14 protein-coding genes and 6 pseudogenes are annotated in these 19,534 nt (G+C 71.5%); 3 read left to right on the forward strand and 17 right to left on the reverse strand.

Annotation, left to right across the window (positions count from 1 at the left end; translation table 11 throughout):
* Positions 1-13: 13 nt before the first annotated feature.
* The 6 genes and pseudogenes from QUE51_RS16320 to QUE51_RS16345 all read right to left on the reverse strand — a co-directional run bounded on the left by QUE51_RS16320 (position 14) and on the right by QUE51_RS16345 (position 7,248).
* Positions 14-1,974 (reverse strand): annotated as a pseudogene (locus tag QUE51_RS16320) (ABC transporter ATP-binding protein).
* Positions 1,971-3,704, reverse strand: a complete 1,734-nt coding sequence (locus tag QUE51_RS16325) for an ABC transporter ATP-binding protein (protein ID WP_286277402.1) — start codon at positions 3,702-3,704, stop codon at positions 1,971-1,973. The pseudogene QUE51_RS16320 and the gene QUE51_RS16325 overlap by 4 nt, the downstream one beginning before the upstream one ends.
* The gene (locus QUE51_RS16330; protein ID WP_286277403.1) at positions 3,698-4,360 is read right to left on the reverse strand and encodes a TetR/AcrR family transcriptional regulator; all 663 of its coding nucleotides are present in this window, start codon (positions 4,358-4,360) and stop codon (positions 3,698-3,700) included. Before QUE51_RS16330 ends, QUE51_RS16325 begins: the two co-directional genes overlap by 7 nt.
* 88 nt (positions 4,361-4,448) lie before the next feature.
* Complete coding sequence (locus QUE51_RS16335; protein WP_286277404.1) at positions 4,449-5,561, reverse strand: fatty acid desaturase family protein; 1,113 nt, start codon at positions 5,559-5,561, stop codon at positions 4,449-4,451.
* Positions 5,562-5,665: 104 nt separating this feature from the next.
* Positions 5,666-6,331, reverse strand: a complete 666-nt coding sequence (locus QUE51_RS16340) for a response regulator (RefSeq protein ID WP_286277405.1) — start codon at positions 6,329-6,331, stop codon at positions 5,666-5,668.
* Positions 6,328-7,248: a sensor histidine kinase gene (locus QUE51_RS16345; protein ID WP_286277406.1), complete on the reverse strand. Its 921-nt coding sequence runs from the start codon at positions 7,246-7,248 to the stop codon at positions 6,328-6,330. Before QUE51_RS16345 ends, QUE51_RS16340 begins: the two co-directional genes overlap by 4 nt.
* Positions 7,249-7,373: 125 nt before the next feature.
* On the opposite strand from QUE51_RS16345, the gene QUE51_RS16350 reads away from it, so the two are divergent.
* The gene (locus tag QUE51_RS16350; protein ID WP_286277407.1) at positions 7,374-7,535 is read left to right on the forward strand and encodes a hypothetical protein; all 162 of its coding nucleotides are present in this window, start codon (positions 7,374-7,376) and stop codon (positions 7,533-7,535) included.
* Between the two features lie 206 nt (positions 7,536-7,741).
* Here the strand turns inward: QUE51_RS16350 and trxA are convergent, their stop codons facing one another.
* Positions 7,742-8,128 (reverse strand): thioredoxin, encoded by a 387-nt coding sequence (gene trxA, locus QUE51_RS16355; protein ID WP_286277408.1) that lies wholly within the window; start codon positions 8,126-8,128, stop codon positions 7,742-7,744.
* 102 nt (positions 8,129-8,230) lie between these two features.
* On the opposite strand from trxA, the gene fabG reads away from it, so the two are divergent.
* Positions 8,231-8,983, forward strand: coding sequence for a 3-oxoacyl-ACP reductase FabG (gene fabG, locus QUE51_RS16360; RefSeq protein WP_286277409.1), 753 nt, complete (start codon positions 8,231-8,233; stop codon positions 8,981-8,983).
* A 61-nt stretch (positions 8,984-9,044) separates the two neighbouring features.
* On the opposite strand, the pseudogene QUE51_RS16365 reads toward fabG, so the two are convergent.
* Both QUE51_RS16365 and QUE51_RS16370 read right to left on the reverse strand, forming a co-directional pair.
* A pseudogene (locus QUE51_RS16365) lies at positions 9,045-10,275 on the reverse strand (acetyl-CoA C-acetyltransferase).
* Between the two features lie 42 nt (positions 10,276-10,317).
* Positions 10,318-11,492: pseudogene (locus QUE51_RS16370) on the reverse strand (acyl-CoA dehydrogenase family protein).
* 145 nt (positions 11,493-11,637) lie between these two features.
* Here QUE51_RS16370 and QUE51_RS16375 point away from each other — a divergent pair.
* Positions 11,638-12,075, forward strand: coding sequence for a VOC family protein (locus tag QUE51_RS16375; RefSeq protein ID WP_286277410.1), 438 nt, complete (start codon positions 11,638-11,640; stop codon positions 12,073-12,075).
* Between the two features lie 18 nt (positions 12,076-12,093).
* Here the strand turns inward: QUE51_RS16375 and der are convergent, their stop codons facing one another.
* The 8 genes and pseudogenes from der to xerD form a co-directional block, all read right to left on the reverse strand.
* Complete coding sequence (der, locus tag QUE51_RS16380; RefSeq protein ID WP_286277411.1) at positions 12,094-13,602, reverse strand: ribosome biogenesis GTPase Der; 1,509 nt, start codon at positions 13,600-13,602, stop codon at positions 12,094-12,096.
* Between the two features lie 47 nt (positions 13,603-13,649).
* The gene (gene cmk / locus QUE51_RS16385) at positions 13,650-14,327 is read right to left on the reverse strand and encodes a (d)CMP kinase (RefSeq protein ID WP_286277412.1); all 678 of its coding nucleotides are present in this window, start codon (positions 14,325-14,327) and stop codon (positions 13,650-13,652) included.
* On the reverse strand, positions 14,324-15,403 hold the full coding sequence (locus QUE51_RS16390) for a prephenate dehydrogenase (RefSeq protein ID WP_286277413.1): 1,080 nt from the start codon (positions 15,401-15,403) through the stop codon (positions 14,324-14,326). The genes cmk and QUE51_RS16390 overlap by 4 nt, the downstream gene beginning before the upstream one ends.
* Positions 15,400-16,149, reverse strand: a complete 750-nt coding sequence (locus QUE51_RS16395; protein WP_286279443.1) for a pseudouridine synthase — start codon at positions 16,147-16,149, stop codon at positions 15,400-15,402. The genes QUE51_RS16390 and QUE51_RS16395 overlap by 4 nt, the downstream gene beginning before the upstream one ends.
* Positions 16,150-16,211: 62 nt before the next feature.
* A pseudogene (gene scpB / locus QUE51_RS16400) lies at positions 16,212-16,826 on the reverse strand (SMC-Scp complex subunit ScpB); the annotation flags it as partial.
* Positions 16,816-17,642: pseudogene (locus tag QUE51_RS16405) on the reverse strand (segregation and condensation protein A). The pseudogenes QUE51_RS16405 and scpB, both read right to left, overlap by 11 nt.
* Entirely contained in the window at positions 17,626-18,489 is an 864-nt protein-coding gene (locus QUE51_RS16410; RefSeq protein ID WP_286277414.1) for a ParA family protein, read from the reverse strand. The pseudogene QUE51_RS16405 and the gene QUE51_RS16410 overlap by 17 nt, the downstream one beginning before the upstream one ends.
* Positions 18,490-18,619: 130 nt before the next feature.
* Positions 18,620-19,524 (reverse strand): annotated as a pseudogene (gene xerD / locus QUE51_RS16415) (site-specific tyrosine recombinase XerD).
* Positions 19,525-19,534: the final 10 nt, after the last annotated feature.

Below are 19,534 nucleotides of genomic sequence, written 5' to 3' on the forward strand. Positions count from 1 at the left end.
CCGCGCCGCGCTCCTACTCGGCGTCGACCGGCATCGCGAACTGGGCCTCGTAGAGGCGCGCGTACGCGCCGCCTGCGGCGAGCAGCTCCTCGTGGGTGCCCTGCTCGACGATGCTGCCCTGCTCCATCACGAGGATGAGGTCCGCGTCCCGGATCGTGGAGAGGCGGTGCGCGATCACGAAGCTCGTGCGCCCCTTCCGCAGCGCACCCATCGCCTGCTGGACGAGGACCTCCGTCCGGGTGTCCACCGAGCTGGTCGCCTCGTCGAGGATGAGCACGGTCGGGCGCGACAGGAACGCCCGCGCGATCGTGATCAGCTGCTTCTCCCCCGCGCTGATGTTCGACGCCTCGTCGTCGAGCACGGTGTCGTAGCCGTCCGGCAGGGCGTGCACGAACCGGTCGACGTAGCTGGCGCGGGCGACCTCGAGGATCTCCTCCTCGGTCGCGCCCGGACGGGCGTAGGCGATGTTGTCGCGGATGGTGCCGCCGAAGAGCCAGGTGTCCTGCAGCACCATGCCGAGCCGGGAGCGGAGGTCGGCCCGCGTCATCGACGCGATGTCGACGCCGTCTAGCGTGATCCGCCCGGACTGCACCTCGTAGAACCGCATCATGAGGTTCACGAGCGTGGTCTTGCCTGCGCCCGTGGGACCCACGATTGCGACCGTCTGCCCCGGCTCGGCGAGCAGCGACAGGTCGTCGATGAGCGGCTTGTCCTCCTCGTAGCGGAACGAGACGTGCTCGAAGGCGAGGCGCCCCTTGGTGCCGGTCGGCGACTGGGCGGGGACCGGATCGGGCGACTGCTCCTCGGCGTCCAGGAGCTCGAACACGCGCTCGGCGCTCGCGACCCCCGACTGCAGGAGGTTGGCCATCGACCCCAGCTGGCTGAGGGGCTGGGTGAACTGGCGGGAGTACTGGATGAACGCCTGCACGTCGCCGAGGCGCATGCTGCCGTTCGCGACCATCAGCCCGCCGACGACCGCGATGACGACGTAAACGAGGTTCCCGACGAACATCATCGAAGGCATGATGATGCCGCTGATGAACTGGGCGCCGAAGCCGGCGTCGTAGAGGTCGTCGTTCTTCTTCGCGAACCGTCGCTCCACCTCGCGCTGGCGCCCGAACACCTTGACCAGGGAGTGGCCCGTGAAGGCCTCCTCGATCTCCGCGTTGAGGGCGCCGGTGTGCGTCCACTGCGCCACGAACAGCTTCTGCGACCGCTTGCCGATCGCCGCCGTGATGACCGCGGTGAGCGGGATGGTGATGAGCGCGATCACCGCGAGCAGCGGGGAGATCACGAACATCATGACGAGCACGCCGATCACCGTCAGCAGCGATGTGATGAGCTGGCTGAGGGTCTGCTGCAGGCTCTGCGACACGTTGTCGATGTCGTTCGTGACCCGGCTCAGCAGCTCGCCGCGCTGCATCCTGTCGACGTAGCCGAGCGGCAGCCGGTTGAGCTTCGCCTCGACTTCCTCGCGCATCCGGAAGACCGTGCGCTGCACGACGCCGTTGAGCACGTAGCCCTGAAGCCACATGAACAGCGACGCGACGACGTAGAGGGCGAGCGTGATCAGCAGCACCGTGCCCAGCGCGCCGAAGTCGATGCCCTCCCCGGGCCTGAGGTTCATGTCCTGCAGCAGGTCGGCCCGGTCGTTCTGGCCGTCGGCGCGGAGGCCCTGGAGGATCTGCGCCTTCGTCGCCCCGGCAGGGAGGAGCGCGAGATCAGGCCGTCGAAGATGATGTTCGTCGCCTCGCCGAGCAGCTTGGGGCCGATGACGGAGAGCGTGACGCTCACGACGCCGAGCAGCACCACGAGTGCCACGAGGCCGCGCTCGGGGCGCAGCCGGCCGAGCACGCGCTTGGCCGAGGGGCCGAACTGCATCGGCTTCTGCACCGGCGCCATCATCCCGGCGAAGGGGCCGCCACCGCCCGGTCCGCGTCCCATCGGACGTCCGGGTGCCCTGGTCTGGCTCATGCCGCCTCCTCCGCGCTCAGCTGGCTGTCGACGATCTCGACGTAGGTGGGTGAGGTCTCGAGGAGCTCCTCGTGGGTCCCCCGCGCGACGATCTCGCCATGGTCGAGGACGAGGATCTGGTCGGCCCCGAGGATGGTCGACACGCGCTGGGCGACCACGAGCACCGCCGCGTCGCCGACCTCACTGGCGAGCGCGCGTCTCAGCCGGGCGTCCGTCGCCGTGTCGAGGGCCGAGAAGGAGTCGTCGAAGACGTAGATCTCGGGGCGCTTCACGAGGGCCCGAGCGATGGCGAGCCGCTGACGCTGGCCGCCGGACACGTTGGTGCCGCCCTGCGAGATGGGGGCCTCGAGGCCCTCGGGGAGCTCCTCCACGAAGTCCCGCGCCTGGGCGACGGTGAGCGCCTCCCAGAGCTCCTCTTCGGTCGCATCCGGCTTGCCGTAGCGGAGGTTGCTCGCGATCGTTCCCGAGAACAGGTAGGGGCGCTGCGGGACCAGGCCGATGCGCGCCCACAGCGCGTCGGGATCCAGGTCGCGGACATCCACGCCGTCGACGAGCACGGCTCCCCCGGTCACGTCGAAGAGCCGGGGCACGAGGTTCACGAGAGTCGTCTTGCCGGCGCCCGTGCTGCCGATGATCGCCGTCGTCGTGCCGGCCCGCAGGTCGAACGAGAGGTTGCGGAGAACGGGTGCCTCGGCGCCCGGGTAGGAGAAGGTGACGTCGCGGAACTGCAGCGAGCCCGAGAGCGGGACGTCGGAGACCGGCCGCAGCGGCACGACGACGCTCGACTCGGTGCCGAGCACCTCGCCGATCCGGTCCGCGGAGACTGCGGCGCGCGGGATCAGCATCGCCATGAAGGTGGCCATCATGATCGCCATGAGGATCTGGATGAGGTAGCTGAGGAACGCGGTCAGCGCGCCGACCTGCATGGAGCCGTCCTCGATGCGGAACGCCCCGAACCAGAGCACGCCGACACTCGTGACGTTGAGCACCAGCATGACGACGGGGAACACGATCGCGAACAGCCGGCCCGCCTGGAGGGCGGTCTGCGTCACGTCGGTGTTCGCCTGGCCGAAGCGGCGCACCTCCTCCGGCTCCCGGACGAAGGCGCGCACCACCCGCAGGCCGGTGAGCTGCTCCCGCAGCACGCGATTCACGGTGTCGATGCGGCCCTGCATGAGCCGGAACAGCGGCACCATGCGGGAGACGATGCCGCCGACGACGAGCAGCATCACGGGGATGGCGACCGCCATCAGCCAGGACAGCTGCACGTCCTGCTGGAGCGCGAGGATGACCCCGCCGATCGCGAGGATGGGCGCGGAGACGAGGAGCGTGCACGTCATGAGCACGAGCATCTGCGTCTGCTGGACGTCGTTGGTCGTGCGGGTGATCAGGCTGGGCGCTCCGAAACGCGAGACCTCGCGCTCGGAGAACGCGCCGACCTGCGAGAAGATCGCGGTCCGCAGGTCGCGGCCGAAGCCCATCGACGCGCGGGCCCCGAAGTAGACGGCGGCGATGGCGCAGGCGACCTGGACCAGCGTGATGCCGAGCATGAGCACGCCGACCTGAAGGATGTAGCCGGTGTCCCCCTTCGCCACACCGTTGTCGATGATGTCGGCATTGAGGGTCGGCAGGTAGAGCGACGCGATCGACTGCGCCAGCTGGAAGACGATCACGCCGACGAGCAGCGCCCAGTGCGGGCGCAGGAATCGGGCGAGGATGCGGATCAGCACGAGTGCTCCTCTTCTGCCGGCGCCGCGGATCGGGGGACGCCGGCGAGGCCGGTGGTGAGGAAGGAGGCGAGTTCGGCGGTCGTGAACTCGGTGCCGTCATTGAGCTGCGGCAGGGACGAGGCGAACGCGACCAGCCGGATGAGGTGCGCCGTGCGGTCCGGCGGCCAGTTGAGCTGGTCGAGATCGGGCTTCAGCACCTCGGCGATGATCGAGGCGAACTCGAGGCGCGCCTCGAGCTGGGTGGGGCGCTCGAACTGCGGCCCCACCGCCGACATGATGCCGAAGATGCCGAAGAAGCGGGCCCGCATCTGGAAGACGATGTCGTTGAGCTTCTGCTCGAGGGAGAGCTCGGGATCGATGGCCCGCAGTCCGCGCCGCATCGGCTCCGGATCGAGGAACTTCTCGATCGCCGCCCGGATCAGCGACTCCTTGTCGCCGAAGGCGCGGAAGATCGTGCCCTCGGCGATGCCCGCCTCCTCCGCGATCTGCCGGGTCGTGACGTCCCGCCCGTGCTTCATGAGGAGCGGGATCGCCGCCTCGAGGATGGCGGCGCGGCGATCCTCCGGCGGGAGGGGTCGGGCGCGGGACGGCTCGGTCTCGGAGTCGGGGAGCACAGGAGGCGGCACAGCGACGACCCTAGCGGAGTGAGTGCTCACTCACTAGTACTCCCGGGTCGTTTCGCCCAGAGCAGACACGAAGCGCCGCCGGGCGGAGGCCCGGCGGCGCGTGCGTGCGGAGAAGGGGTCAGGCTGCTGCCCGATAGGTCGCCGCGAGCGGGCAGTCGAACGGGTCGGCCGACTTGATCCCCACCTTGTGGATGTAGCGGACGACGATGCCGTACGACCGCAGAAGGGTCGTCTCCGTGTAGGGGATGCCGAGCTTCTCGCAGTACGCGATGACGATCGGCCGCGCCTTGACGAGGTTGACGCTCGGCATGTTCGGGAAGAGGTGGTGCTCCACCTGGTAGTTCAGTCCGCCGAGTGCCGTCGGGATGACCCAGCGGCCGCTGACGTTGCGGGAGGTCAGCACCTGGCGGCGGAGATAGTCCACGCGCTCGCCCTCGCCGATGATCGGCATCCCCTTGTGGTTGGGGGCGAAGCTGCCAGCCATGTAGAGGCCGAAGGCGAACAGCTGGACGAGCCAGAACACGCCGCCGAGGACGGGACCCAGGGCGAGGAAGACGAGGACCGGGAAGCCGATGAGGCGGACGGCGAGCAGGGCCATCTCGACGAAGCGGTGCTTGACCGGCTCGGCGCCGGCGACCGACTTGATGGCGTTGACGTGCAGGTCGATTCCCGCGAGCAGCAGCACCGGGAAGAAGAAGTAGCCCTGCTTCGAGGTCAGCCACCCGGCCGCGCCCGTGCGGGCGGCGGCATCCTCGACCGTGAATGCGATCGCGCCGGGCTTGATGTCGCCGTCCTTGCCGACCGTGTTCGGGTTGGCGTGGTGCTTGGAGTGCTTGTTCATCCACCAGCCGTAGCTGAGCCCGACGAACAGGTTCCCCACGACCCGGGAGAACCATTCATTGCGCTTGCCGGACTCGAACACCTGGCGGTGCGCGCTGTCGTGGGCGAGGAACGCGATCTGCGTGAAGACGACGGAGAAGTACACGGCCACGAGCAGCTGCCACCAGGTCTGACCCAGCGTGAAGAGCAGGACGAAGCCGAGCCCCAGTGCCAGGGCGAGCGCCGCACAGCGCATCACGTACCAGCCGGGCCGGCGCTCGAGCAGCCCCGCGGCCTTGATCTCGTTGGCGAGGGCGGTGTAGTCGCTGGCATGCGCGGTCTGGGCGCTGCCCGCCTTCACCCGTCGGGGCTGTGTGGTGCGGAAAGCTCCGGGGGCGAGTGTCGAGGTCATAGCGTTCACGCTACGTACCGCCCCGGAGCGGGGCGTCCCCCTGGGGAGCGGTTCGGGATGCTACCCCGGTAGGGGGCCCTTGCGGAAGAGGCGTCGGACCGCGATTATCTCGGCGGATTCGCGACGACGAGCCCGCTCTCGTACGCCGCGACCACGGCCTGTGCACGGTCGCGCACCCCCAGCTTGCCGAGCACGCGGCTGACGTGCGTCTTCACCGTCTGCTCGGCGATGAACAGCTCCCTGGCGATCTCGTTGTTCGTGAGACCGCGCGCGATCTGGACCAGCACCTCCCGCTCCCGGTCGGTGAGGCCCCCGAGCTCCGGTACGGCCGTCCGGCGCGGCGCCGGCTCGGACGCGAAGCGCTCGATCATCCGGCGGGTCACGCTGGGGGCGAGGAGTGCCTCCCCCGCCGCCACGACGCGCACGGCGTTGACCAGCTCGGCGGGCAGCGCGTCCTTCAGCAGGAACCCGCTCGCGCCGGCGCGGATCGCGTCGAAGACGTACTCGTCGATGTCGAAGGTCGTCAGCATGACGACCCGGACATGGCTGTCCGCCGCGACGATCCGCCGCGTCGCCTCGATGCCGTCCATCACGGGCATGCGCACGTCCATCAGGACCACGTCGACGCCCGAGTCGAGGACCATCGCGACGGCCTCCTCGCCGTTCCTGGCCTCGCCGGTCACCTCGATGTCCTGCTGGGCGCCGAGCAGCGCGGCGAAGCCCGCCCGCACCATGGCCTGGTCATCGGCGATCGCCACCCGGATGGTCACTGATCGGCCCTCGTCCCTGCTCCGCGGATGGGCAGGACGGCTCGGACCGCGAAGCCGCCGTCCGGCGTCTCCCCCGCCTCCAGGGTGCCACCCACACCGATCGCGCGCTCCCTCATCCCGACGAGCCCGAGGCGCGTCCCGCTCGTCGGGCGGGCGGAGACTGCGGGAGTGTTGCGGATGTCGAGCCGCAGCACGTCGTCCTCCAGCAGGCAGACCACGGTCACCGTGGACGCGGCGGCGTGACGCACGGCGTTCGTGAGGGCCTCCTGCACCACCCGATACGCGGTGAGGGCGACGACCTCGGACACCTCGGCCGCGTCGCCGGGACCTCCGGTCGTCAGGGTCACGCGCAGCCCTGCCCGCTGAGCCTGGGCGACGAGCTCCGGGATGTCGCCGAGACCGGGCTGAGGGGCGAGCTCCCCCGCGGCGTCGTCGGGGCGGAGGACGCCGAGGAGGCTCCGCATCTCGCTGAGGGCCTGGCGGGACGAGGTGGCGATCTCCTCGAACTCCTCGATCGCCCCCTCGTTGAGCGATGGGTTGCGATATCGCGCGGTGCTCGCCTGGATGTTGATGAGGGACATGCTGTGGGCGACCACGTCGTGCAGCTCCCGGGCGATGCGAGCCCGGTCCTCGGCGAGCAGGCGGCGCGAGACCTCCTCGGCGCTCGCCTGCCGCTCCCGCAGCAGCTGGTCTCGGATCTCCCGCCACTGGCCGAGGACGATCGCGAGCACGAGCGCGCCGCCGGAGATCGAGACGAAGATCACCAGGTTCTGCGACGCCGCATCCGTGTCCTCCGGATGGGTCGCGACGACCGCGGCCGTCGACGTGACCACGGCCGCCGCCCAGCCGCCGACCGCGAACGGCCACCGCGCGCGCAGGGCGACCACGAACACGAGGAGCGTGTGGGTGATGAGCATGACGGGCCACCACGGCCACGGACCCGACGAGAGGTGGCCCCCAGCAGCTGCAGGGAGAGGCTCGCGGCAACGCCGAGGGCCGAGGCCAGGACCGGACGGACCACCGCGAGGGGCAGCGACCCCGCATGCACGAGGACGAGCCCGAAGGCGACGACGAGTGGCAGCCCGTAGCGGAGGACCGCGACCGGCGTCTCGACGGAGAGCTGGGTGATCGCGGCCAGGATCGCGAGCACGACCATCGCGGCCGTGACGTCCAGGCGGCCGGCGAGGCGGAAGAGGGGTGCTAGGCGCACGCGCAGGCGCGCCGTCCCGGGCTCTCGCACCGTCCCTCCTCATCGCGTGGACTGGTCCCCGCCTGGTTTCACCCGGGAGCCTACCCGCAGCAGGCGGGGACGGCGAAGGCCGCCGACTCGGTGAGAGTGGCGGCCTTCGCTGTGGGGTAGCCGGCGCTGCCGGGCTTGGGTGTCCGCGCCTCCCGAGGGAGGCTGCCCCGCTAGGAGGCGGAGACGGACGAGTCCTGAGCGGCCTTCGCGGCGGCGTAGCGCTCACGGACGTCGTCCATGTCGAGCGCCTTCACCTGGCCGATGAGGTCCTCGAGCGCGTTGCCGGGGATCGCGCCGGGCTGACCGAAGACGGGGATGCCGTCGCGGTAGACGATGAGGGTCGGGATGGAGCGGATGCCGTACTCGGCGGAGAGCTCCTGCTCGGCATCGGTGTCGACCTTCGCGAAGGTCACATCGGGGTGCGTCTCGCTCGCCTTCTCGAAGATCGGGGCGAACTGACGACAGGGACCGCACCAGGCGGCCCAGAAGTCGATGAGGACGATGCCGTCGGCAACGGTCTCGTCGTGCGTCTGCTTGGTGAGTGTGGTCGTGGCCATATCCCCCTCAACAGCAGGGCGGCCCTTCCCATTCCCGCCCTGTTCGGAGCCGGAATAGGCTCGGGTCGCCCGCATGCGGAGGGCCGGATCGAAGGGGATGCGATGGCGCAGCGAGTGGCTCTGGTCACGGGCGCGGCTCGAGGGATCGGCGCCGCCATCGCGGCCCGGCTCGCCGCGGACGGCATGGCGGTCGCCGCCGTCGACCTGGAGGAGGCGGCGACGGCCGGAACCGTGGACGCGATCCGGCGCGCGGGCGGCCGGGCCCTCGGCATCGGGGCGGACGTCGCCGACGCGGCCGCCGTGGAGGACGCGGTGCGGCGCACCGCGGAGGAGCTGGGCGCGCCGACCGTCCTCGTCAACAACGCCGGCATCCTCCGGGACAACCTGCTGTTCCGGATGACCGAGGACGACTGGGACGCGGTGGTGCGGGTGCACCTTCGCGGCGCCTTCCTCATGAGCCGTGCCGTGCAGCGGCATCAGGTGGAGGCGGGGTGGGGCCGCATCGTCAGCCTCTCGAGCACCTCGGCGCTCGGCAACCGGGGGCAGGCGAACTACGCGGCGGCGAAGGCGGGCCTGCAGGGCTTCACGAAGACCCTCGCCATCGAGCTCGGGCGATTCGGCGTGACGGCCAACGCGATCGCGCCCGGGTTCATCGCCACCGACATGCTGCGCGCCGCGGCGGACCGTCTGGGCATGCCGTTCGAGGACTACCTCGCGGCGGCCGCCCGGGAGATCCCGGTAGGCCGCGTGGGGCAGCCCGAGGACATCGCGGCCGTGGCGTCCTTCCTGTGCTCGGAGGAGGCGTCCTTCGTCTCGGGCCAGGTCCTCTACGTCGCCGGCGGCCCGAAGGCCTGACGAGTGCGTTCCGGCTCGAAAGGTACGGCGCAGCGCACCATCCGAGCCGGAACGTGCTCGATCAGCGGAGGCGTTCGAGGATCAGCGCCATCCCCTGGCCGCCGCCCACGCACATCGTCTCGAGGGCGAACTGGGCGTCCCGCTGCCGGAGTCCGTTGAGCAGGGTGGCCGTGATCCGTGCGCCCGTCATGCCGAAGGGGTGGCCGAGCGCGATCGCGCCGCCGTGCACGTTGAGACGGTCGTACTCGACCCCCAGCTCGCGCGCGGACGGGATCACCTGGGCGGCGAAGGCCTCGTTGAGCTCGACGAGGTCCATGTCATCCATCGTCATCCCGGCCCGGGCGAGCGCCTGCCGGGACGCCTCCACGGGACCGAGGCCCATGATCTCGGGCGACAGGGCGCTGACGCCCGTCGCGACGATCCGGGCGAGGGGCTCGATGCCGAGCTCGCGTGCGCGGGTGTCGCTCATCACGACGAGGGCGGCGGCACCGTCGTTGAGCGGGCAGGCGTTCCCCGCCGTGACCGTGCCGTCCGGGCGGAACACCGGGGAGAGCCCGGCGAGCGTCTCGGCCGTCACCCCGGCCCGCGGGCTGTCGTCCCGGTCGACGATGGAGCCGTCGGGCAGCGTCACCGGCGTGATCTCGCGCGCGAAGAAGCCGGACGCGATCGCCCTCTCCGCCCGGTTCTGGCTGAGCGCCGCGTACTCGTCCTGCTCCGCGCGGCTGATGCCGTGCAGTCCGGCGACGTTCTCGGCGGTCTGACCCATCGCGATGTACGCGTCCGGCAGCAGCCCCTCCTCCCGCGGGTCGGTCCAGGGGGCACCCCCGTGCCCGACCGCGCGGCGCTGCGAGCCCGGGCCTCGTCGAAGCGCGGATTGAGGTAGGCCTGCGGCTCGCCCGGCAGGTAGTCGCTGGACCCGCGCCAGGTGGAGCTGACCGACTCCACACCGGCGGACACGAACACGTCGCCCTCCCCGCCTTGATGGCGTGGAACGCCATGCGGGTGGTCTGCACGCTGGAGGCGCAGTAGCGGGTGACCGTCGCGCCCGGCACCCCGTCGAGCCCGAGGCCGACGGCCACGATGCGGGCCATGTTCATGCCCTGCTCGCCGCCTGGCATGCCGCAGCCGAGGAGGATGTCGTCGAGGTCGGCGGGATCGAGTTCCGGCACCTGGGCGAGTGCTGCGCGCACGATCCCGGTGGCGAGGTCGTCGGGCCGCACCTCGCGGAGCGAGCCCTTGACCGCCCGCCCGATCGGGGTGCGTGCGGCGGCGACGAGAACGGCGTCCGGCATGGGAGCTCCTCGGGGTCGGATCGGATCGGATCGGTGGACGGGTCAGGCGAAGGCGGCGTGGCCGGTGATCGCCCGGCCGACGAGCAGGGTGTTCATCTCCCGGGTGCCCTCGTAGGAGTAGATGGCCTCGGCGTCGGCGAAGAACCGCGCGACGCCGTGCTCGAGCACGATGCCGTTGCCGCCGAGCACCTCGCGAGCCCAGCCGACCGTCTCGCGCATGCGCGACGTCGCGTAGGCCTTCGCGAGCGCCGAGTGCTCGTCGCGCTGGGCGCCCTCGTCGTGCAACTGCGACACGCGCACGCACAGGGCGATGCTCGCGGTGATGTTGCCCAGGCACCGGACGAGGAGGTCCTGCACGAGCTGGTGCGACCCGATCGGCTCCCCGAACTGGACCCGCTCCCCGCATAGCGGACCGCGGCCTCGTAGGCGCCGATCGCGACGCCGATGGCCTGCCAGGCGACGTCCGCGCGCGTGAGCCGCAGGATCGTGGCGACATCCCGGAAGGAGTCGATCCGCTGCAGCCGCCGAGCCTCCGGGATGACCACGTCGTTCAGCGTGATGTCGGCGTTCTGGACGCTCCGCAGACTGACCTTGTTCTCGATCCTCGTCGCGGCGAAGCCCGGCGTCCCCTTCTCGACGAGGAAGCCCTTCACCTGGCCGTCGGCGACGTCCTTCGCCCAGATCACGGTGACGTCGGCGAAGGTGGCGTTGCCGATCCACCGCTTGGCGCCGTTCAGCACCCACCCGTCGGCCGTCCGCTCCGCCGTGGTGCGGAGGCCCCGCGCCGAGTCGGAGCCGGAGAGGGGCTCGGTGAGCCCGAAGGCGCCGACGAGTTCGCCCGTTGCGAGCCGGGGCAGCCACTCGGCCCGCTGCTCGGCGGAGCCGCCCACCCCGAGCGCGCCCATCACGAGTCCGCTCGAGATCCCGACGAACGCGCCGACTCCCGCGTCGACGCGGGACAGCTCGAGCATCAGCCACCCCCGGTAGACCGCGCTGCCGGGGAAGGCCCGCGTCTCCTCCCACAGCGTCCCGAGCACTCCGAGCCCACCGAGCGGGCGCGCCACCTGCACGGGGAACTCGGCCCGCGCCCAGAAGTCGTCGGCGAGCGGCCGCACCTCCGCCTCCAGGTAGTCGCGGAGGGCGCGGACGGCGGCATCCTCGCGCTCGGTGAGAAGCCCCTGGAAGCCGTAGAAGTCGCCGGCGAGCAGGTCATCCACAGCGGCTCCCGGTCTCCCTCGATCAGCGGTGCAGCCAGTGTAGGCACCCGCTGCTGAGCCGGGGTCGAGGGCGGGACCGACGCCCCTCACCGTCCCGCGGGGCCCGGCGTACCATCCGCGCAAATGCATCGAAAGGACGAGACAGATGCTCAAGCAGATGCACGCGGTGCTGCCCGCCGCCGACCTGGCGCGCGCCCGCAAGTACTACCACGACGTGCTCGGCATGGACGCGGCCGAGGAGCACGAGCAGGGCCAGCTCCTGACCTACTACGTCGACGGCTCCGCCTTCGACATCTACCAGACCGAGAACGCGGGCACCGCGAAGAACACCCAGCTGTGCTTCGGCACCGACGACCTCGACGCGGAGATGCGGACGATGCGCGAGCGCGGGGTCGTCTTCGAGGAGTTCGAGATCCCGGGCGTCATGAAGACCGAGAACGGCGTCGTGACCGACGAGGAGTCCCGGACGGCATGGTTCCGCGACAGCGAGGGCAACTTCCTCTGCGTGACCCAGCGCCTCGACGCCGGCATGCGCAGCGGTGACCGCTCGCCGACCGACGCCCAGATGGGCGGCGGGATGTGAGCAGCCGCCGCGGCGCGGCTACTTCTTGCGGCGCTCCCGCACCCGCATGTTGAGGACGATCGGCGTGCCCTCGAAGCCGTAGATCTCCCGCAGCCGGCGGGAGATGAAGCGCCGGTAGCCGGGGTCGAGGAAGCCGGTCGTGAACAGGACGAAGGTCGGCGGGCGCGTCGCGGCCTGCGTCCCGAACAGGATGCGCGGCTGACGTCCGCCGCGCACCGGGTGCGGATGGGCCGCCACGAGCTCGGCGAGGAACGCGTTGAACTTGCCCGTGCCGATGCGGGTGTCCCAGCTGGCCAGAGCGAGCTCCAGGGCGGGCACGAGCTTCTCGAGGTGCCGTCCGGTGCGCGCGGAGATGTTGACGCGCGGGGCCCACGCGACATGCGCGAGGTCCTGCTCGATCTCCCGCTCCAGGTAGCGCCTCCGGTCGTCGTCCAGGAGGTCCCACTTGTTGAACGCGAGCACGAGGGCGCGGCCGGACTCGAGGACGAGGTCGATGATCCGCACGTCCTGCTCGCTGATGGGCTGGCTCACGTCGAGAAGGACGACGGCGACCTCGGCCTTCTCCAGTGCGGCGGTCGTGCGGAGCGAGGCGTAGAAGTCGGCGCCCTGCTGCAGGTGCACGCGCCGGCGGATGCCCGCGGTGTCGACGAACCGCCACACCTTGCCGCCGAGCTCGATCTGCTCGTCGACCGGGTCCCGCGTGGTGCCGGCGACCTCGTTGACGACGACGCGCTCCTCCCCCGCCGTCTTGTTGAGCAGGCTCGACTTGCCCACGTTCGGGCGTCCGATGATGGCGACCCTGCGGGGTCCGCCGACCTCCTCCTTCGCCACCGCGGAGACCTCCGGCAGCACGGTCAGCGCCGCGTCCAGCAGGTCCGCCACGCCGCGCCCGTGCAGGGCGGAGACGGGGTGCGGCTCGCCGAGGCCGAGCGACCACAGCTCGGCGATGTACGGCTCCTGGACGGCGTCGTCGACCTTGTTGGCCGCCAGCAGCACGGGCTTGCCGCTCTGCCGGAGCATCCGGACGACGCGCTCATCGCTGCTCGTCGCGCCGACCACCGCGTCGACGACGAACAGCACGGCGTCGGCGAGATCGACCGCGACCTCCGCCTGCGCGGCGACCGAGGCGTCGATGCCGCGGGCGTCGGGCTCCCAGCCGCCGGTGTCGACGAGGGTGAAGAAACGGCCGTTCCACTCGGCGCGGTAGCTGACCCGGTCGCGCGTGACGCCCGGGGTGTCCTCGACCACGGCCTCGCGGCGGCCGAGGATGCGGTTGACGAGCGCCGACTTGCCCACGTTGGGGCGGCCCACGATGGCGAGCACGGGAAGCGCTGGAAGGTAGCGGACCTCGTCCGGGTCCTCGACGGACGCGTCGAGGAGATCGATGTCCTCGTCCTCGAGCTCGTAGTCCTGCAGGCCGACTCGCAGGGAGGCGGCGCGCTGGGCCGCGAGGTCCTCATCGAGAGTGGCGAGCCGCTGCTCGAGGTCGTCGTCGCCGGCGTCGTACTCGCATTCGGTGTCGCTCATGGTCCTCAATCCTGCCCTGTTCTCGCGCGGGATCAGGACGAACGGGGTCAGGAGGGCGCAGCGGAGCGGACCAGGGCGACCATCGCGTCGACCGTCTCGTCGAAGCTGAGGTCGGTCGAGTCCAAGGTCGTGACCCCCTCGGCGGCGGTCATGAAGTCGACGACCTTCGAGTCCTTGCGGTCCCGATCGGTGACCGATCTGGCCACGTCGGCGGCGGACTGGTCGGTCAGCTCGGCCCGGCGGCGCTGGATGCGGACGCCCTCGTCCGCGGTGAGCAGCACCCGGACGGGCGCGTCGGGAGCGACCACGGTCGTGATGTCGCGCCCCTCGGCGACGATGCCGGGTCGGCCGGGGGCGTTGAGGCGCGAGCGGAAGCCCTCGTTGAGCCGGGTGCGCACCTCCGGAACGCGGGCGACCGCGCTCACGACCTTGCTGACGCGGGGCTGGCGGATGTCCTCGGTGACGTCGGTGCCGCCGATCGTCACCCGGAGGTCGTCGGGATCGGTCGAGATGCCGTCGCCCAGCTCGTCGAGGAGCGACACGATCGCGTCCTCGTCGTCGAAGTCGATCCCGCGGTCGAGGCCGAGCCAGGCGAGCGCCCGGTAGGCCGCGCCGGTGTCCAGGAACTCGTAGCCGAGGGCGCGCGCCGCGGCGCGGCTCACACTCGACTTGCCGCTGCCGGCCGGTCCGTCGACCGCGACCACGACTCTGCTCCAGCGCGTCATCCCGCGATCCTCCATCCGCGCTCGGTCAGCTCGCGCTCCAGCCGATCGCGCACCTCGGGCAGCACGGCGACCTCCACGATGCCGATCTGCGCGCCGGGCGAGTGCTCCAGCCGCAGGTCCTCGAGGTTGACCCCGACCTCCCCGATCTCTGTGAGCAGGGCGGCCAGCTGGCCGGGGCGGTCGTCGATCAGCACGACGAGCGAGGCGAAGCGGGCGTCCTGCCCGTGCTTGCCCGGAAGACGCGAGACGCCGGCGTTGCCCGCGGCGAGGACCTCGGCCACGGCCCGCCGCGCGCCCGGCCGGTGCTGCCCGCGGAGCGCCTCGACGAGCCCGGCAAGGTCGGATCCCACCGCCTCCAGCACGGGGACGACCGCGTCGGCGTTGGCCCCGAGGATCTGCACCCACAGCTCGGGGCTGCTCGCCGCGATGCGGGTGACGTCCCGCAGGCCCTGGCCCGCGATGCCGACGGCCGCGGAGGGCGCGTCGACGAGCCGGGCCGCCATGAGCGAGGCGATCAGCTGGGGAACGTGGGAGATGACGGCGACGCTCGCGTCGTGCTCCTCCGGAGAGAGGCGGACGGGCGTAGCCCCGAGGTCGAGCACGAGGTCCTCGAGCACGCGCACCTGCGCCGGGGTCGTCCGCTCGTGCGGGGTGAGCACCCACGGCCGTGCGAGGAAGAGGTCGGCGCGTGCGGAGATCGCGCCGCCGCGCTCCCGCCCTGCGAGCGGATGCGATCCGAGGTAGCGGGAGTCGTCGGCGCCCAGCGCGCGGAGAGCCTCGAGCGGCTGCTGCTTGACGCTGCCCACGTCGGTCACGAGCGCGCCCGGGTGGTGCGCGAGCACGCGCGCGACGGTCTCGGGGATCTGGTCGGGCGGCACCGCGACCACCACGAGAGCGGGCTCATCCCCCGGAGCCGGCAGGCGGCCCGCGCCGTAGTCGACGGCGAGGTCGAGGGCGGTCGGCGAGACGTCCGCGAGGAGCACGTCAACGCCCTCCGCCCGGAGGGCGAGACCGACGCTCGCGCCGAGGAGCCCGGTGCCGACGACCAGGACGGGGCCGGCGGTGCGGGCGTTCACGGTTCTTCTGCCTGCCTATCGGTCGATTCGGGCGCGCCCCGCGAGAGAGTGAGCAGCTGGCCGAGTTCTACCTTAGTGAGGTCCCGGATCTCGCCCGACGCGAGCGAGCCGAGGTGCAGTGGCCCGAACTGGCGGCGCACGAGCTCGACGACGGGGTGGCCGACGGCGTCCATCATGCGGCGGACGATGCGGTTCCGGCCGGAGTGCAGGGTCAGCTCGACCATGCTGTTCTGCCCGCCCGAGCCGGGCAGGAGGCGCGCGCGGTCGGCGGTGATCAGCCCGTCCTCGAGCTCGATGCCGGCGGTGAGCTTCGCGACCGTCCTGGGCTGCACCGTCCCGCGCACGAGGGCGATGTACGTCTTCGTCACGCCGAACGACGGATGCGCGAGCACGTGGGCGAGCTCCCCGTCGTTGGTGAGGATCAGCAGCCCCGAGGTGTCCGCGTCCAGGCGGCCCACGTTGAAGACCCGCTCCTCGAACTGCCCGGTCCAGCGGCGGAGGTCAGGCCGTCCGTGCTCGTCCCGCAGGGAGCTCACGACGCCCACCGGCTTGTTGAGCATGAGGTAGCGCTTGGTGGTGTCGAGCTGCACGGCGACGCCGTCGACCGCGACCTTGTCGACCTCCGGGTTGATGCGGGTGCCGAGCTCGGTGACGACGGTGCCGTTGACCGCGACGCGGCCGGCGCCGATGAGGTCCTCGGACACCCGCCGGGAGGCGACGCCCGCCGCGGCGAGGACCTTCTGCAGCCGGACCCCTCGGCGGCGACCGGGTCAGCGGACATCGGCGACCTCCTCGATCCCGGCGAGCAGGGGGACAGCGGCGGCAGCTCGTCGAGCGAGTTGACGCCGAGGAAGCTCAGCAGCAGCTCGGTCGTGCCGTACGCGATGGCTCCGGTCTCCGGATCGGTGGACACCTCGGCGATGAGGCCGCGCCCCACCAGGGTGCGCACGACGCTGTCCACGTTGACGGCGCGGATCGCGGCGATGGCGCTGCGGGTGATCGGCTGCTTGTAGGCGATCACCGCGAGCGTCTCGAGCGCGGCCTGGGACAGGCGCGAGGGGCTCTGGGTGAGCACGAAGTCGCGGACGATGTCGTCGTACGCGGCGCGGACGTAGATCCGCCACCCGCCGCCCACCTCGCGCAGCTCGAAGCCGCGCCGAACCCCTCCGCCGGTGCCGTCGTAGTCCGCCACGAGCCGCTCGACGGCCTGCCGGATCACGGCGACGGGCCGCTCCAGCGCGCTGGCGAGCGCAACCAGCGGCTGGGGCTCGTCGGACACCATGAGGATCGCCTCGAGGGCCCGGTCGAGCTCGCCGTGCTCGGTGCGGCGGGCGGCAGGCGCGGCAGCGGACACCGGGGCATTGCGGCCGAGGCCGAGGAGGAGGGCGACCGGCTCCCGGTCGAGGTCGGCGTCAGTCGTCATAGTCGGCTCCGAGGTCGGCGAGTCGGTCGTCGTTCCAGACGTCCGCGGTCCAGCGCAGCGTCAGCTCGCCGAGGGCTCCAGCTGCTCGAACGTGATCGCCTCATTACGGTACAGCTCGAGAACCGCCAGGAAACGGGCGACGACGATCCCTTGACCCGTCGCACCCGCGATGATCGCGCGGAAGCTGAGCGGCTCACCGCGGCGGAGCAGCGCGACCACGGTCGCGGCCTGCTCCCGGATGCTCACGCGCGGCACGTGCAGGTGGTCCGTCGCGACGCTCGGCAGCACGCGCGGGGCGAGGGCGAGCGCCGCCAGCGCCGCCAGCTGGGCCGGGGTCGTGGTCCAGGCCACGTCGTTCGGCGAGCGGCGGAACTTCTCCTCGAGGCGCACCGAGCGGTAGTGCCGCGCCGTCTCCTCCTCGATTCGGCTGGCGAACCACGCCGACGCCTGCTTGAACGCCCGGTACTGGAGCAGCCGGGCGAACAGCAGGTCGCGGGCCTCGAGCAGGGCGACGTCCTCGGCGTCGACGAGCTCGCCCTGCGGCAGCAGGCCGGCGATCTTGAGGTCGAGGAGGGTCGCCGCGACGACAAGGAACTCGCTCGCCTCCTCGAGCTCGTCCTCTGTGTCGAGGCCGCGCAGGTAGGCGAGGAACTCGTCGGTGATGACCGACAGGGCGATCTCGGTGATGTCGAGCTGGTGCTTCCCGATCAGGGTGAGCAGCAGGTCGAACGGTCCGTCGAAGCCGCCGACGCGCACGGAGAACCCGGGCGCCTCGGGCGCCTCGGGGACTGCCGGGGACTCAGGCGACGGCGCCACGCGCGACGAGCTCGCGGGCGAGCCGCCGGTACGACTGCGCCGACGAGTGCTCGGGGGCGAACTGCAGCACCGGCATGCCGGCGACCGAGGAGTCCGGGAACTTGATGGTGCGTCCGATGATCGTGTTGAGCACGTTGTCGTCGAACGCCTCCACGACGCGCTCCATGACCTCGCGCGAATGCAGCGTGCGCGAGTCGTACATGGTCGGCAGGATCCCGTCGAGCTCGAGGGCCGGGTTGAGCCGGTCCTTGACCTTCTCGATGGTCTCGACGAGGAGCGCGACGCCGCGGAGGGCGAAGTACTCGCACTCGAGCGGGATGAGCACGCCGTGGCTCGCGGAGAGCGCGTTGACGGTGAGCAGGCCCAGGGACGGCTGGCAGTCGATCAGCACGACGTCGTAGGCGTCCGTCACCTTGCGGAGCACCCGGGCGAGGATCTGCTCGCGGGCGACCTCGTTGACGAGGTGGACCTCTGCGGCGGAGAGGTCGATGTTCGCGGGGATCACGTCGAGGTTGGGGATGCCCGTGTGCTGGATGGCGAGCGCCGGGTCCCGCACGGTGCCGATGAGCAGGTCGTAGATCGTCACGACGTCGTGCGTCCGGACACCGAGTCCCGCGGACAGCGCGCCCTGCGGGTCGAAGTCGACGACCAGCACGCGGCGGCCGGCCTCGGCCAGCGCCGCGCCGAGGTTGATGCTCGTCGTGGTCTTGCCCACGCCTCCCTTCTGGTTGCAGAGGGAGATGATCCGTGCCGGCCCGTGGCCCTGCAGCGGGGGCGGCTCGGGGAAGTCCCGGAACTCCCGACCCGCGATGGTCGCCACGGGTGCATCCGCGACTGCTTCTGTCATGTGCGTCATCCCGACGTCCCTTGCTCCTGGGTCGAACCTGGTTCCGCGAGCCAGTGTAGGAGCGGCGTACCCCGCGGACGGGGGCCACGCCGCGTGTCGGCCGGATACAGCGGATGCACAGACAGCGAGCTCAGCGGGCGCGCGGGTGCGAGGTGAGGTAGACGTCGCGGAGGGTGTCAGCGGTGACCAGCGTGTAGATCTGCGTGGTCGCGACCGACGAGTGGCCGAGCAGCTCCTGGACCACCCGCACGTCGGCGCCGCCCGCGAGGAGGTGCGTCGCGAACGAGTGCCGGAACGTGTGGGGCGAGACCGCCTTGGTGAGGCCGGCACGCTCGGCGGCCGCCTGGATGACGAGCCAAGCCGTCTGCCGCGAGACGCGGCCTCCCCGAGGGCCGAGGAACAGTGCCGGCGTCGACGTGCCCCGGGTCGCCCACTCGGGACGGACCCGGACCAGGTACTCGTCCAGCGCCGCTCTGGCGAAGGACCCGACCGGGACGATGCGCTCCTTGCCGCCCTTGCCCGACAGGCGCAGCACGCCCTCGTCGGTCACGTCGTCGACGTCCAGCCCGACCGCCTCCCCGATGCGCGCGCCCGTCGCGTAGAGGAGCTCGAGCAGCGCGCGGTCCCGCAGCGCGACCGGCTCCTCCCCGCAACCGCGGCGAGCAGGGCCGCCATCTCGTCGACCGTGATGGCCTTCGGCAGGCGCAGGCCGAGCTTCGGCGGCTTCACCTCCGCGGCCGGATCGGCGTCCACGACCCGGTCGTCCACGAGGAAGCGGTGCAGGCCGCGCACCGAGGACAGCATCCTGCCCACCGAGGAGGCGCGCATGGCGGTGCCGTCCGCGCCGCGGAGGTGCTGCGAGAAGGCGGCGACGTCGGGTGACGCGACGCGGGAGATGTCGTCGATGCCGCGCTCGCCGAGGAACGCCGCGTAGGCGGTGAGGTCCCGGCGGTACGCCGCCACGCTGTTGGCGGCGAGCCCCCGCTCGATCGACACATGCCGCAGGTAGGCCGCGACCGCCGCCTCCGGGGTCACAGCCGGCGGC

The organism is Naasia aerilata (assembly GCF_030296595.1).
GTDB lineage: Bacteria > Actinomycetota > Actinomycetes > Actinomycetales > Microbacteriaceae > Naasia > Naasia aerilata.